Genomic DNA, 13826 nt, shown 5'->3' on the forward strand with positions numbered 1-13826 from the left:
CGCTACTCCCCCACGCGGTTGCGCAGGCGCATCGCGCGCTCGGCCTCGCGCGTGTCCTGACGCTCTCGCAGGGTCTGACGCTTGTCGTACTCGCGCTTGCCCTTTGCGAGGGCGATCTCGACCTTCGCGCGGCCGTCCGAGAAGTAGAGCTTCAGAGGGATCAGCGTGTATCCACCCGCAGAAACCGCGTGCGCGATCTTCGCGATCTCCTCGCGATGCAGCAGCAGCTTGCGGACGCGCTTGGCCGAGTGATTGGTCCAGTGCCCCTGCGAGTACTCCGGGATGTGCACGGAGTCGAGGAAGACCTCGTTCCCCTTGACGAACGCGTAGCCGTCGCTGAGGTTGGCGCGTCCCTGACGCAGCGACTTCACCTCGGTGCCGGTGAGCACCATCCCCGCCTCGTACGACTTCTCGATCGTGTAGTCGTGACGTGCGCGACGATTGGTCGCGACGACCTTCTCTCCGCGTTCCCTGGGCATGATGCTCTCCTGTTGCCGTGATGAGCTCGATCGATCTTTCCGACCGAGCAGCCTTTCAGGCTATCAGGTACGGAGCCAGCGGCGGATCGCGAACCCGGCGGACAGAGCGGCCAGCACCACCCCGATGCCGATCAGCACGGGCACGACGAGAACCGCGTCCTGCATCGTCACCCAGGTCGTGATGAAGGGGACCCGACCTCTCAGGTAGCCCTCGACGCCGAAGTGCATACCGGCGACGACCGCAGCGCTCGCGAGCGCCGAGCCGAGGAACGCCGCGAAGACGCCCTCCAGGACGAAGGGTGTCTGGATGAATCGGTTCGAGGCACCGACCAGACGCATGATGCCGATCTCCTTCCGTCGGGCGTACGCCGACAGCCGGATGGTCGTGCCGATCAACAGCGTCGCAGCGATGAGCATCAACACGGCGATGCCGACCGCGATGTAGGTGGCGACGGTCAGTGCCGAGAACAGCGGATCGAGGTATTGCAGCTGATCCGTCACCTGTTCGACCCCCGCCTGGCCGCTGAAGGCTTCGGCGAGCACCTGTGACTGGCCCGGATCCTTCATCGTGACGAAGAACACCTCGAACGCCTGGTCCGGCGTGAGAACGCTCGCCTGCTCCGCGCCGAGCTGGTCGACGAGCTTGGCGTAGGTCTCTTCCTTCGTGTCGAAGGTGATGGAGCTGATCAGCGGCGCCAGGGCCTCGCCCTCGAGCTGGGCGCGGACCGCGGCGACCTGCTCCTCGCTGGCCGCACCATCGATACAGGTCTCCGACTCGGAGACCTCCGAGCACATGTACACGGCGACCTGGGCGCGCTCGGCCCAGTACCCGCGCATGACACCGATCTGCCCCTGCATCAGGATCGCTGCGCCGACGAAGGTCAGTGACACGAAGGTCACGAGGACGACGGAGATCACCATCGAGATGTTCCGCCGGAGGCCGCCCAGGGCCTCGGCGAGGATGAGTCCGATTCTCATGAGGTCGGGCCCACTTCCTCGTCGTCTTCGTCGGAGAGGCCGAGGCGGTCGGCGACTCCGAGCTCTGCGACATCGACATTCGGGAGGGTGATCGGATGCGTGCGGGGCCGGTTGACGGCGGGTGGCTCGACCACGGCAGGCGGTTCGACGATCCGCGCGGTCTCGTCCGCCTCGGGCGTGAAGGCCTGCTCCGGAGGTTCGACGGTCTGCGGAGGCTCGACCGTCCGCGGGGACGGCTCGGCTTCGACATCCGGGCCCCGGTCCGCGGCCGCGGTCCGCTGCGCGGCGAGCTCCTCGGCGAGGGCAGCGCGCACCACCGAGAGATCGGCCGTCTGGCGCTGCACCTCCTGCACCGCGGTGAGGGCGGCGGCCGCAGCGGCACCGCGGACCTCCTCCGGCACGAGGCGCGGGATGTTCGAGGTGTCACCGTAGCCGCCGTGCACCTCATCACGCACCATCTCCCCGTCGCGCAACTCGATCACGCGACGCTGCATCTGGTCGACGAAGCCGGCCTCGTGCGTGGCCATCAGCACGGTGGTCCCTCCCGCGTTGATGCGGGCGAGGAGCTGCATGATGTCGACGGAGGTCGCGGGGTCGAGATTGCCGGTGGGCTCGTCGGCCAGCAGCACCTGGGGGCGGTTCACCAGAGCGCGGGCGATCGCGACGCGCTGCTGCTCCCCACCGGACAGCTCGTGCGGCATGCGCTTCTGCTTGCCGTCGAGTCCGACGAGAGCGAGTGCCTCCGGTACGGCCTGCTGGATGAATCCTCGCGAGGATCCGGTGACCTGCAGCGTGAAAGCCACGTTCTGATAGACGGTCTTCGAAGGGAGGAGGCGGAAGTCCTGGAACACCGAGCCGATGTGGCGCCGGAAGTACGGCACCTTGCGGTTGGCGAGCGAGCGGAGATCCCGGCCGAGGACCGCGACGCGGCCCGAGGTCGGCACGTCTTCACGCAGGATGAGGCGCAGACAGGAGGATTTCCCGGACCCCGAGGCACCGACGAGGAAGACGAACTCCCCGCGCTGCACTTCGAAGTCGACACCGGAGAGAGCGGGCTTCTTCGTCCCTCTGTAGCGCTTGGTGACGTTCTCGAACCGAATCATGGCGATTCGAGCCTAAGCGCGCCCCTCCGGCTGGTCGCGAGCGACACCCCGCACACCGTGTCCCTGTGCGCACGAAATGGGGACTATTCCCCATCCGGAGGCCTCACCCCGGTCACCGCCCACTGCTATACATGAAGGGGTCGCCGCACCAGGGAGCGATCGCATTCATCGAGGGGGAATCATGACCACGACACCAGCAGGCTGGTACGACGACGGATCCGGACGCCAGCGCTGGTGGGACGGCCAGCAGTGGACCGAGCACTTCGCTCCCGAGGCCGCGGCCCCGGTCGAGCCCGAGGCCCCCGCTGCGGCTGAGACTCCGTCAGCCCCCGAGGCACCAGCGACCGATGTGCCCGCCGCCGAGGTCCCCGCCGCCGATGTTCCGGAATACGGCTCCCCGGCTCAGCCGGCCGCCGGTTACCCGGGTTCCGCCCCGACCTACCCTGCGGGATACACGACGTCGCCGTCGGGTTACCCCGCCGCTTCGCCGTACACTCAGCCCGGCCAGGACGCTCCGAAGAAGATCTCGATCCTCGGACTCGTCGGCCTCGGCCTCGCGGCGGTCGGAACGATCCTCGCCTTCATCCCCGTGATCGGGTTCTTCGGGTTCATCCTGCTCGGCGCCGGCTTCATCGTCTCGCTGATCTCGCTTTTCCTGAAGGGCAAGAAGTGGCCCGGCATCGCGGGCCTTATCCTCGCCGTCGTCGGCACGATCATCGGCGTCGTGATGTTCTTCGTGTTCGTCTTCGCGGTCGCGCAGACGGCGAGCGAAGAGCTCGACAACCTCCCGAGCACCTCCCCGTCGAGCGAGGCGACCGACCCGGGCGAGACGGACGGTGCCGACGACGGCACCCGCCCGACCACGCCCGAGGTGGCCGCAGGACTGACGGCGATCCTCATGCTGGACGGCACCGAGGGGTACACCGAGGAACAGGTCCTGTGCCTCGCCGACCTGCTCGTCGTCTCCGACCTCGACAACGCCACGCTGCGTGCGATCGCCGAGAGTGACGGCACTCTGACGGATCTCGACGCGATCAACGGTCTGGCCGAGGTCCTCGGGGACACCGAGGCCATCACCGCCTGTTTCGTCTCCTGAGACACCACGACAGCGGGAGCGCGAGATGACTACGCCTGCGGGGTGGTACGACGACGGTTCGGGGAACCAGCGGTGGTGGGACGGACAGCAATGGACCGAGCACGTCGTGGCCGCTCCCCCGCGGCCCGCCGAGCCCGATCCCGCTCCTGCTCCCGCGCCCGCTCCCGCTCCTGCTCCTGCTCCCGAAGGTGATCCCGTCCCCGCCACACCGGAACCTGCTCCGTTCGCTCCGCCGTACATGATGGCGCCTGCGGATCCGACACCCGTCGCGGGCCCGACCATGACCGGCTATCCGGGCGCTTCCGGCGTCGTCGGTGATCCGTGGGCGGTCCCGGCCGCTCCCCCTGCCGCGACCGGGACGCCGGTGCTCGGCATCATCGGCCTGGTGACGGTGGTCGTCGGCGTGATCGGCGCCTGCGTCCCCGTGATCGCGATCGCGGGCTGGAGCCTGCTCGCCATCGGATTCATCCTGTCGCTCGTCTCGCTCTTCCTGCGGGGTCGGAAGTGGCCGGGCATCACCGGGATGGTGGTGGCGGCGATCGGCGCCATCCTCGCGGTCGCCGTGTCGCTCGTCCTGCTGGGAGTCGCGTCCGCGGCGGGAGGAGCCGGCTCCCCGAGCGGAGCCCCGGCCGAGCGCCCCTCGACGAACGACGGTTCGGGCGCCATCGAGGGTACCGAGATGGTGAGCTTCGCCGATCTCCGCGTGGGCGACTGCCTGCCGTTCGTCGACTACTCCGACGAAGAGGGGAACATCTACGAACTCCCCGTGGTGCCCTGCGCCGACCCTCACACGGACGAGGTCTTCTTCATCTACGACCTCGAAGGCGAGGAGTTCCCCGGTGACGGCGCCCTCCAAGACCAGGCATGGGATGGCTGCCTGTCGGAATTCGAGGCCTACGTGGGCACGTCCTACATGGATTCGGTTCTCGACTACTACACGTATCAGCCGACGGAGTCGTCCTGGGTCCGTGGCGACGACCGCACCGTGCACTGCATCCTCTACAGCTATGAGGACGTGACCGGCACGCTGAAAGATGCCGCGTACTGACTCCTGCGCTGTCGCCGAGACAAGAAGAAGGGCCCCGGGATCACTCCGGGGCCCTTCTTCTTGTCTCAGTCCTCGACCTTGCGCTTGCGCCAGCGGATTCCCGCCGAGATGAAGTCATCGAGATCGCCGTCGAACACGGCGGCCGGGTTCCCGGACTCCTGGCCGGTGCGGAGGTCTTTCACCAGCTGCTGTCCGTAGAGGAAGTAGGAGCGCATCTGGTCACCCCAGCTCGCGGTGATGTTGCCGGCGAGTTCCTTCTTCTTCGCTGCTTCCTGCTCCTTCTGGAGCAGCAGGAGCCGCGTCTGCAGCACGCGCATGGCGGCTGCCCGGTTCTGGATCTGCGACTTCTCGTTCTGCATCGACACGACGATGCCGGTCGGAAGGTGGGTGAGGCGCACCGCGGAGTCGGTCGTGTTGACCGACTGTCCGCCGGGGCCGGACGAGCGGAAGACGTCGACACGGATGTCGCTCTCGGGGATGTCGACCTCGGTCGCCTCCTCCATGAGCGGGATGACCTCGACCGCGGCGAACGACGTCTGGCGCTTGTCGGCGGATCCGAACGGACTGATACGCGCGAGGCGGTGCGTGCCGGCTTCGACCGAGATGGTTCCGAAGGCGTAGGGCGCATCGATCTCGAAGGTGGCGGACTTGATGCCCGCACCCTCCGCGTACGACGTGTCCATCACCTTGACGGGGTACTTGTGGCGTTCTGCCCAGCGCAGGTACATGCGCATCAGCATCTCGGCGAAGTCGGTGGCGTCGTCGCCCCCCGCGCCGGAGCGGATCGTGATGATCGCTGCCCGGTCATCGTACTCGCCGTCGAGGAGCGTCTGCACCTCGAGCTGGTTGATCAGGTCGGTGAGTGCCGCGAGCTCGGTGCGCGCCTCCTGCGCGGAATCCTCGTCGTCCATCTCGTTGGCGAGACCCACGAGCACCTCGAGGTCGTCGAGGCGCTGCGCGATGCCGGTGATGCGGGCGAGCTCGGACTGACGGTGGCTGAGCGCGCTGGTCACCTTCTGCGCGTTGTCGGTGTCGTCCCAGAGGTCGGGAGCACCGGCCTCTTCGCTGAGACGCGCGATGTCGTCGCGGAGACGGGAGACATCGACGACCTCGCTGATGTCGCCGAAGGTGTGCCTGAGCGCCTGGATTTCGGCGGAGAGATCTAGTTCGAGCATGACACCTCAGCCTAACGTGCCGTCTGCCCACGCGGGGACCGGGTCCAGGAGCACCTCCCTGCGGGGAGTAGCGTGAGGGCGTGAGCAGTGCATCGACGGTCCTTCGGCAGTTCGGACCGATGGTGTATCTGCCGACGGTCCTCTTCGCCCTCGGCGAGGGCGCCGTGATCCCGCTCATCCCGGTACTCGCAGCCGCCATGGGTGCCGACGTCGCTTTCGCGGCCCTCGTCGCCTCCGCGCTCGTCATCGGCCAGCTCTGCGGAAACCTCCCCGCCGGATGGGCGGTCGGGCGGATCGGCGAGCGGTTCACGATGGTGATCGCCGGCGTGATCGCGATCCTGTCGGCTGTGGGAATGGTCTTCGCCCCGACGCTCGGCGTGCTGGCGGCCTCAGTGTTCGTCCTGGGCGTGTGCGCGGCCGCCTTCGGCCTGGCCCGTCACGCGTTCATGACGACCAGGGTTCCGGTCGCCTTCCGCGCGCGCTCGCTCTCGTTGCTCGGCGGCAGCTTCCGCCTCGGCATCTTCATCGGCCCGTTCGTGGCAGCGGGTCTGCTGCAGCTGTTCGGCACCGAGAGCGCCGCGATCTGGTTCTTCCTGGGCTGCCTCGTGGTGATGGTGATTCTCGTGCTCTTCGGCCCCGATCCGGAGAAGACGACACCTCCCGCTCCGCTCACCCCGGCCGAGCGTTCCATGGAGGACTCCGGCGAGGCGGTGAGCGGATCCATCCCGACCGTCGAGCGCACGGGCATCTTCCAGACCATGTGGCGACAGCGCGCGGTGCTCGGCCGTCTCGGACTCGCCGCGGCGTCGCTGTCGGCGGTGCGCTCCGCGCGGCAGGTCGTCCTCCCGCTGTGGGGGCTCTCCCTGGGGCTGGACGCCTCGACGATCGCCCTCGTGGTCGGCGTCTCCGGGGCGATCGACTTCGCGCTCTTCTACGCCAGTGGGCAGGTGATGGACCGCTTCGGACGACTGTGGGCGGCGATGCCCGCGATGGTGCTCATGGGCGCTGGCTTCCTCGCGCTGTCGTTCACGCACGAGCTCGATGCGGCGGTGCTGTGGTTCGGGATGTTCGCCGCGGTGCTCGGCGTCGGCAACGGCCTGTCGAGCGGGATCCTGCTCACCCTCGGTGCGGATGTCGCCCCGAAGCGCGAGCCCGCCGCCTTCCTCGGATCCTGGCGCACGCTCACCGACGCCGGGGGTGCGATCGCGCCGCTGCTGGTGTCGGCGATCACCGCTTTCTCGGCGCTCCCCTTCGCGGCCGCAGCGATGGGCGTCATCGGCCTCGTCGGGGCAGCCGGATTCCTGCGGTGGATCCCGAAGTTCATACCCAGATCGCGGCCGGAGCCGGACCCGGGGCCAGACGCGGAGCCGGACGGCAACTGAGCGCCCCCTCTCGGCAGATCACGACAGGGCCGTGCGGCTCGTGGCGGTGGACTCCAGGCGTACGCCGTCCGGGACGAACGGCGACAGCAAGGGCGGACGCCAGTCGACGCCGACCGTCACACGTGCCGACACCCCGTCGGGCGTTCCCGCCGCGACGAGGTCCGTCTCGCCCGGCACCCCTTCGACCAGGGCTGCCGCTTGCTGCTCGACCCCGGAATCCGTCAACTCGGCGCGGACGCCGTCGGCCGTCACCGCGAGGATGAAGCCATCCGCCCCGGCGAGCGCCGCCGAGTCCGCGAGGGCGTCCAGCCGCTTCTGCGCGATGTAGAGATCCGTCGCGCAGACGCAGACGTAGATCACCACGAGCGCGAGAAGCACGTAGCCGAGCGTCAGCAGGAGGACGCTGCCCTCGTCCTGCCCCGGCACCGCTGTGTCTGCTGACCGGCCGGCGCGCGTCATCGCGCACCCCACAGCCGCGACACCTTCTGCGCCGAAGTGGCCTGGACGGGGACCGCGGTGGAACGGTCGAGCCCGAAGAGCTCCGGCACGAGGGGCAACCGCACCCGGGCGCTGACGGTGACGAAGACGGTCGCTCCCGACGATGGGCATTCGACGCCCGACGGAGTGCATGTCAGCGTCACGTCCACCGCGTCGGCATCCAGACCGTACTCGTCGATCACCCCGCGGAGCACCACATCTCCGCGTTCAGTCGCGGATGTGGCGTCCGGAGCCCGCGCGATGACGCGCGCCATGTGCCTCGCCGCCGCCTCTGCGCCGAGCGTCTGCTCCTGGATGCCGCCGAGCGCGATCACGAGGTAGACCATCGGCACCAGGAGGATGACGCCGACCGCGATGAACTCGAGCGCCGCTGATCCTTCCTCACCGGCCACCGAACGTCTCCACGGGCGCATGGGCCTCCACCTCCATCGCGAACGGGATTCCGATCAGACCCAGCAGCGGGAAGGTCGAGCGCACTCGCACGTCGACGGTTTCTTCCTCCGGGAGCCCCGAGGTGCCGATCCGGATGTCCTCGGCATATCCCGCGCCGATCGCACGCGTGATCACCTCGCGGGTGCGCTCGACTCCTTCGGCCGGACTCGTGTCGGCGAGAGCAGCGTGATACGCGCCTTCGACGGCTGCATCGTGGACCACGTTTCGCACATAGACGGCGAGCGCGAGTTGGAGGACGGCGAGTGTGAGCGCCGTGAGCAGCGTTCCCACCAACAGGAACTCCACCGGGCTCGAACCGCGCTCATCCGCGAACCGGGGCCCCTCCGCCATGTCAGAGCCCCGACACCCGTTGGATCGCCTGTTCGAACAGCGCGGTCAGCGCGGGGCCTGCGACCGCCCAGATCAGCACCACCAGCCCGGCCGTCATCAGTGTCACGAGCACCCAGCCGGGAACGTCACCGGATTCGTCGGCCGACAGAGCGCGGAAGAACGAGCGCAGGCGTGTGATCATGCGGCCAGTCTGCCCGGGGGGAGATCACGCGCGCGGAAGTTATCCACAGCCCGCGGGACGCCGCCGTCCGCCCCTTCCCTGCCAGAGAGTTCGCGTCAGCCGTTCCGCTCCTGCCAGCGGTGCAGCAGAGCGGGGATCTCGCCCCGCAGGAATTCATAGAACGCGTGCATCTGCGCCAGGCGCTGATGCGCCGGATCATCGTCACCGGTGACGGAGACGCCTTCCGAGGCGACCTGGAGCATGGCGTCGATGATCGTGTTCTGGCCGGTGAACAGGGTCGCCCAGGCATCGTCGCGAAGTCGGAAGTGCTCCCGGCGACTCCCGGGAGCGGGCAGACGCTCGATGAGCCCCACCGAGAGCAGCGACTTGATCGCACTGGAGACCGCGCCGGCGCTGGCATCCAACCGCTCGACGATCTCACCCGCCGTGACCGTCTCCTGGTCGGTGAACAGGAAGACGGCGAGCGTGCGCGCAGCCATCCGCTGCATCCCGCCCTCGGTCAATGTCAGCGCCAGTCGTTCGGCGGTCTGCCACTGCGTGTGCCTGTCGGTCATCTCACCCTCCAGGCGGCACGATATCAAACATCATGACTGTTCAATAATTCCTGAAACTCCGATACTGTCGGAAGCGCGCCATCTCGACCACGACGCGAGGAAGGACGACATCCATGCGCGCAGTCATCATCGGAGCCGGCATCGCCGGACTCTCCACCGCCCTCCGCCTGCACCAGGCCGGGTGGGAGACTCTCCTCGTCGAACGCGCACCCGCACGCCGCGACGGGGGCTATGCCGTGACCTTCGGCGGCATCGGGTATGACGCCGCAGAGCGAATCGGAATCCTGAGCGATCTCCAGGCCCGCTCGTTCGAGACCACGGGGCTCAGCTATCACCGGTCCGACGGCTCACGCCTCTTCGCTCTGGATCGCGCCACGATCGCTGCCACCACCGGCGCGCGCTCCTTGACGATCCTGCGGGGCGACCTCGAGTCGGTCCTGTATGAAAGGGTCCGGGATCACACGACCATCCGCTTCGGCACCACGCTCACCTCCTTCGAGCAGGACGACCGAGAGGTCCGCGTCGCACTGACCGACGGCACCGTCGAGACGGCCGATCTGCTGATCGGCGCGGATGGGTTGCACTCGGCCACCCGCGCCCTGCTGTTCGGGCCGGAGGAGGACTTCCTCGTCGACCTGCAACACAAGATCGCCGTGTCCATGCTCGAGCGGCGCCCCGCATCCATCGCACCGGGCACCACGGGCACGCACTCCTCGCGCGGTCGCACCGTCGCCGTCATCAGCGCCGGCGACGCTCGCAACGTCGCCTTCTTCGGCTACCGCGCCGATCATGCGCGCCCGGGCGCCGACGTGCACGCCGAGCTGAGACGTATCTACGGCGATCTCGGTTGGATTACCCCCGAAGTACTCACCGGCCTCCAGGAAGCCGACTCCATCTACTTCGACACCGTCAGCCAAGTGGTGGTGCCGTCCTGGAGCAAGGGTCGAGTCGCGCTCCTCGGCGACTCCGCGTGGTGCGTCACGCTGTTCGCCGGCTACGGCTCATCTCTGGCCGTGGGCGGAGCGGACCGGCTCGTCACAGAACTCACCGCCAGACCTGACGACATCCCGGCCGCGCTGCAGGCGTGGGAGACAGCGATCCGCCCCGAAGCGGAACGCAAGCAGAGGCTCGGACGACGCGTCAAGGGAATCTACGCCCCCGCCCATCCCCTGACCCTCTGGCTGAGCATGCTGCCCCTCCGCCTCGCCTCCTTCCCTCTCGTCCGCAGCTACATGACGCGGCGGTACATCAAGGGCTGAGACCCCTCCCCTGCGAGGCGGTCAGCCGATGCCGAGCCGCAGGATGAACAGTCCCGGATACACGGCGAAGAGCACGGACAGCGGCAGGATGAGGAAGACCAGCGGGAAGAGCATCAGGATCTCCTTGCGCCCTGCCTGCTCGATGAGCGTGCGTTTCGCGTCCTCGCGCGCATCGCCGGCCTGTGCGTGCAGCACCGCGGCGAGCGGCGCTCCGTGCTCGAGAGCGGCGATCACCTGGTCGACGGCACGCGAGAGCCCGGGCAGCTGCAGACGTCGCGCCGTCTCACTCAGCGCGTCAGCCAACGGCGACCCGGTCCCGACCGCGAGGACGACCTGGCGGAGTTCGGCTGTCAGCTCACCGGTGCCGACGGCGGCGACACGTCGGAGGGAGTCGAGGAACCCTTCGCCGGCGGCAAGGCACAGCGCCAGGAACTCCAGCGTCGTCGGAAGCTCGTCGGCGAGACGCACCCGGCGAGCCCTGGCCCGTGCGGAGAGCTGCATGTCGTACACGACGGCGGCGAGCGCCCCGAACACCACCGGGATGACACTCGTGGGCACCGACATCCGCCCCGCCAGTGCGAGGAGGATGACCACGATGGCACCTCCGCCGATCCCGGCGAGCGTCCACCCCAGTTGCTTGCCGCGGAACACGGAAGGTTCGATCGCCACTCCGGCTTGGGACAGTCGCTGTCGAAGGGCGGCTCCCCCGCCGAGCAGACGCTCGAACGCCTCTCGAACGGCGTCCCACAACGTTCGAGAACGCGCGGGGAGCACGCCGGAGGAAGGCAGGATGCCTGGGGGCAGCCGCTCGTCGGTCACGACGTCACGGACGTAGGGCCCGATACGGACGATCAGGGATGCTGCCCGCCAGCGCGGAAGCACGAACAGGACGCTCAGCACGCCGGCGGAGAACGTGCCACCGACCAGCACCGCGACCGCGACGACCGACACCTCCGTCACCCGAACCACCGCCGCGGCTCGGGAAGTCGACCGATGCGGACCATGATCCGGAAGGCAGCGACCGAGATCGCGGCTCCGACGCAGATCACCAGAACCCCCTCGGGCGTGCCGTACGCCGAAGCCCCCTCCGGGCGCATGACGAGCAGTCCGAGGATGATCCACGGCGCAACGGCCCCGAGGATCGCCGCACCGCGGATCCACGACTGCCGCGCCTCGACTTCTCCTCGAAGCGCGGCATCTGCGCGGACGGACGCCGACAACGCGCGGAGCACACTGATCAACTCGGTGCCGCCGACCTGACGGGCCATGCGCAGAGTCTCGACGATCCGATCGCCGATGGGATCGGCGAGGGACGACTTCAACCGGTCGAGGCTCGTCTCGAATCTGCCGCTCGCCCGGAGGTCTCGGGCGAACACGGCGAAGGCGGGTCGGAGCATGGTCGGCGCGGACTCGGCCAGGCTCGCCACCGCGTCGGGGAGCGAGAGCCCGACGCGGATCGAGGCGATCAGGAGGTCACAGATGTCCGGCCAGAGTTGCCGACGCACGCGAAGCAGCCGAAGCCGCCGACCGCGCAGGAACAGGATCGGCGCAGACGCCCCCGCCGCTCCGGCGAGCAGGGCAAGCACGGGCAGTCCGCTCAGGAGCCAGACCACGGAAGCGGCCAGCATCCCCGCGGCCACGATCACCGCGATGAGCACGCGCGGCACGAGCGCGACGAGGCCCGCTTCCTCGATCAACCGCGTGAGTCGTCCGTCTCTGCCGGCCGGCTGCGCGTTCGCACGAGGCGGCCACATCCACGGCGAGACGCACAGGAGCACACCTGCGGCGAGCGCGGCCCCGAGCAGCACCGTCACGAGTTCACCCCGATCCGGTGCACGGGGCCACGATCCATGTCGGCACGCCCTTGCGTCGTCGAGCCGTCGAGATAGACCCGCGCTGTGCGGATGCGTCCCTCGACGATCTCTCCGGTGGGCGCGACGATCTCCTGCACGAAGCGGCGGCCCGAGCGGTCGCGCACGCAATGGACGACGAGGTCGATCGACGTCGCGATCGCCGGCGCGATGAAACCGCGATCGATGTTGCGGCCGGCCAGGAGCGGCAGCATGCTGAGCTTCTCGAGGGCCTCCGTCGCGGAGTTCGCGTGCACGGTGCACGCTCCCGGCACTCCGGTGTTGAGCGCGAGCACGAGGTCGAGCGCTTCGGCATCACGCACCTCACCGAGGACCAGGCGGTCCGGCCGCATCCGGAGCGCTTCCTTCACCAATCGACGCAGGGTTATCTCCCCCGTGCCTTCCAGACTGGACTGGCGCCCCTGCAATGCGACCAGATCAGGACCCTCGATCGCGAGCTCGAAGGTCTCCTCGACGGTGACGATGCGCTGCGAGTCGGCGCACGAGGCCAGCAGCGCACCGAGCACCGTGGTCTTCCCTGCGTGGGTCGCGCCGGAGACGATCACCGTGCGACCGTCGTTCATCGCCACCCGCAGCCGCTCAGCCACCGCCGCGGGCATCATCCCCTGGGCCGTCAACGCCTCGAGCGACCGATACTTCGGGAGGAACTTCCGGATGTTGACCGCCCAGGACCCGCGCACGACGTCGGCGATCGCGACGTGCAGACGAGAGCCGTCCGGCAGCGAGGCGTCGACGAAGGGCTGACTGATGTCGACCCGTCGACCGGTGGCCTGCAGCATCCGCTCGACGAGGTCGCGCACCGTCGTGGCGCTGAGGCGCAGTCCGGTCCGCTCCGCCACGCCTTCACGGGCGACATGCACGTGTCCGGTGCCGTTGAGCCAGATCTCCTCGATCTCGGGATCGTCCAACAGAGGCTGCAGCGCTCCGAACCCGCTGAGCGACGCCAGCACGTCACGGACACAGGCCGCTTCGTCTTCGATGAGGCCGCCGCCGCGTGCGAGAGCAGCGTCATCGTGACGACGGACCTCCGCGTGCGCGATGCGCCGCGCGGCGTCGGGATCGATCGTGGGATCCACCCCTTCCATGCGCAGGCGACGCCGAACCTGTTCGGTGACCAGGGCAGACGGATGACTCACCCCGGCATCCTCGCAACGATCGGTTCCCCCGCGTCGGAGTTATCCACAGGCACGCCGACCCCCGACCGCTCCGGGGTGCGATGAACTGCGGGCTGATGCTCAGACAGGGGGTTTCGCCGGTCAGTAGACTGATTCCACCGCGCGGGAGTGGTGGAATTGGCAGACACGCAGGATTTAGGTTCCTGTGCCCCAGGGCGTGTGGGTTCAAGTCCCACCTTCCGCACGAGAGACGATGGCGCCGTCGCGAGACCACCCTGACGTCGCTCCGCTCTGACGCCGACCA

Annotated in this window: 16 protein-coding genes and 1 tRNA gene; 5 read left to right on the top strand and 12 right to left on the bottom strand. The window is 68.6% G+C overall.

Annotation, left to right across the window (positions count from 1 at the left end; all coding sequences use genetic code 11):
• Positions 1 to 2 precede the first annotated feature (2 nt).
• The 3 genes from smpB to ftsE all read right to left on the bottom strand — a co-directional run bounded on the left by smpB (position 3) and on the right by ftsE (position 2560).
• On the bottom strand, positions 3 to 479 hold the full coding sequence (gene smpB, locus E0W80_RS11530) for an SsrA-binding protein SmpB (RefSeq protein WP_047524317.1): 477 nt from the start codon (positions 477 to 479) through the stop codon (positions 3 to 5).
• Positions 480 to 542: 63 nt separating this feature from the next.
• The gene (ftsX, locus tag E0W80_RS11535; protein WP_047524316.1) at positions 543 to 1457 is read right to left on the bottom strand and encodes a permease-like cell division protein FtsX; all 915 of its coding nucleotides are present in this window, start codon (positions 1455 to 1457) and stop codon (positions 543 to 545) included.
• Entirely contained in the window at positions 1454 to 2560 is a 1107-nt protein-coding gene (ftsE, locus tag E0W80_RS11540) for a cell division ATP-binding protein FtsE (RefSeq protein ID WP_131492635.1), read from the bottom strand. The genes ftsX and ftsE overlap by 4 nt, the downstream gene beginning before the upstream one ends.
• 181 nt (positions 2561 to 2741) lie before the next feature.
• Here ftsE and E0W80_RS11545 point away from each other — a divergent pair, with 181 nt between their 5' ends.
• Both E0W80_RS11545 and E0W80_RS11550 read left to right on the top strand, forming a co-directional pair.
• Positions 2742 to 3656: a DUF2510 domain-containing protein gene (locus E0W80_RS11545; RefSeq protein ID WP_131492636.1), complete on the top strand. Its 915-nt coding sequence runs from the start codon at positions 2742 to 2744 to the stop codon at positions 3654 to 3656.
• Between the two features lie 25 nt (positions 3657 to 3681).
• A complete protein-coding gene (locus tag E0W80_RS11550; protein ID WP_131492638.1) occupies positions 3682 to 4704 on the top strand; it encodes a DUF2510 domain-containing protein in 1023 nt (340 codons plus the stop codon).
• A 65-nt stretch (positions 4705 to 4769) separates the two neighbouring features.
• Here E0W80_RS11550 and prfB read toward each other — a convergent pair whose 3' ends face one another.
• A complete protein-coding gene (gene prfB, locus E0W80_RS11555) occupies positions 4770 to 5879 on the bottom strand; it encodes a peptide chain release factor 2 (protein ID WP_131492640.1) in 1110 nt (369 codons plus the stop codon).
• Between the two features lie 119 nt (positions 5880 to 5998).
• Between prfB and E0W80_RS11560 the strand changes: the two genes are divergently transcribed.
• On the top strand, positions 5999 to 7261 hold the full coding sequence (locus E0W80_RS11560) for an MFS transporter (protein ID WP_131492719.1): 1263 nt from the start codon (positions 5999 to 6001) through the stop codon (positions 7259 to 7261).
• Between the two features lie 18 nt (positions 7262 to 7279).
• Here E0W80_RS11560 and E0W80_RS11565 read toward each other — a convergent pair whose 3' ends face one another.
• The 5 genes from E0W80_RS11565 to E0W80_RS11585 form a co-directional block, all read right to left on the bottom strand.
• Complete coding sequence (locus E0W80_RS11565; RefSeq protein ID WP_131492642.1) at positions 7280 to 7720, bottom strand: hypothetical protein; 441 nt, start codon at positions 7718 to 7720, stop codon at positions 7280 to 7282.
• Positions 7717 to 8172, bottom strand: coding sequence for a TadE family protein (locus E0W80_RS11570; protein WP_131492644.1), 456 nt, complete (start codon positions 8170 to 8172; stop codon positions 7717 to 7719). Before E0W80_RS11570 ends, E0W80_RS11565 begins: the two co-directional genes overlap by 4 nt.
• Positions 8141 to 8542 (bottom strand): TadE/TadG family type IV pilus assembly protein, encoded by a 402-nt coding sequence (locus E0W80_RS11575; RefSeq protein WP_131492645.1) that lies wholly within the window; start codon positions 8540 to 8542, stop codon positions 8141 to 8143. Before E0W80_RS11575 ends, E0W80_RS11570 begins: the two co-directional genes overlap by 32 nt.
• A gap of 1 nt (position 8543) precedes the next feature.
• Entirely contained in the window at positions 8544 to 8723 is a 180-nt protein-coding gene (locus E0W80_RS11580) for a hypothetical protein (RefSeq protein ID WP_047524308.1), read from the bottom strand.
• A gap of 95 nt (positions 8724 to 8818) precedes the next feature.
• Positions 8819 to 9277, bottom strand: coding sequence for a MarR family transcriptional regulator (locus tag E0W80_RS11585; protein ID WP_047524307.1), 459 nt, complete (start codon positions 9275 to 9277; stop codon positions 8819 to 8821).
• A gap of 113 nt (positions 9278 to 9390) precedes the next feature.
• On the opposite strand from E0W80_RS11585, the gene E0W80_RS11590 reads away from it, so the two are divergent.
• Positions 9391 to 10536 (top strand): FAD-dependent oxidoreductase, encoded by a 1146-nt coding sequence (locus tag E0W80_RS11590; protein WP_131492647.1) that lies wholly within the window; start codon positions 9391 to 9393, stop codon positions 10534 to 10536.
• A 21-nt stretch (positions 10537 to 10557) separates the two neighbouring features.
• On the opposite strand, the gene E0W80_RS11595 is transcribed toward E0W80_RS11590, so the two are convergent.
• The 3 genes from E0W80_RS11595 to E0W80_RS11605 are packed head-to-tail and all read right to left on the bottom strand — an operon-like array spanning position 10558 to position 13543.
• Entirely contained in the window at positions 10558 to 11496 is a 939-nt protein-coding gene (locus tag E0W80_RS11595; protein ID WP_131492721.1) for a type II secretion system F family protein, read from the bottom strand.
• Positions 11493 to 12350 (bottom strand): type II secretion system F family protein, encoded by an 858-nt coding sequence (locus E0W80_RS11600; protein ID WP_131492649.1) that lies wholly within the window; start codon positions 12348 to 12350, stop codon positions 11493 to 11495. Before E0W80_RS11600 ends, E0W80_RS11595 begins: the two co-directional genes overlap by 4 nt.
• On the bottom strand, positions 12347 to 13543 hold the full coding sequence (locus E0W80_RS11605; protein WP_240740515.1) for an ATPase, T2SS/T4P/T4SS family: 1197 nt from the start codon (positions 13541 to 13543) through the stop codon (positions 12347 to 12349). Before E0W80_RS11605 ends, E0W80_RS11600 begins: the two co-directional genes overlap by 4 nt.
• A gap of 141 nt (positions 13544 to 13684) precedes the next feature.
• On the opposite strand from E0W80_RS11605, the gene E0W80_RS11610 reads away from it, so the two are divergent.
• Positions 13685 to 13766 (top strand) — tRNA-Leu (locus tag E0W80_RS11610).
• Positions 13767 to 13826: the final 60 nt, after the last annotated feature.

The organism is Microbacterium sp. PI-1 (assembly GCF_004337555.1).
Lineage (GTDB): Bacteria > Actinomycetota > Actinomycetes > Actinomycetales > Microbacteriaceae > Microbacterium > Microbacterium aurugineum.